The sequence below is a fragment of the Dellaglioa sp. CoH-55-MRSF-6 genome, from assembly GCF_056782215.1.
Genome location: NZ_JBXAYJ010000076.1, coordinates 1 through 231 on the forward strand (window position 1 = coordinate 1; position 231 = coordinate 231).

Annotated in this window: 1 protein-coding gene; it reads right to left on the reverse strand. The window is 66.2% G+C overall.

The annotated features are described in order from the left end of the window. On the reverse strand, positions 1-231 hold a 231-nt coding region (locus tag AC1RPK_RS07845), incomplete at both ends, for a hypothetical protein (protein ID WP_481769373.1).

Sequence of the window (231 nt, forward strand, 5' to 3'; positions counted from 1 at the left end):
TAGTGGACCAGATCGACGCCGATCGCCTTCAGGAACGGCAGGAGCGCGGCCGAACCCTGCTGCGCATCGACTGCGATTCGCATCGACGAATCTGCATCCCAAGCACCGATCGACACCAGCCGCCCGCCGTCTTCCGGCCGAAGCACGAGCGACACGAGGCGCCCCTCGCAGCGGCGGGCGATGTCCTTGATATGCTGATCGACGCCGCCGCCCAATCCGTGCGACACATGC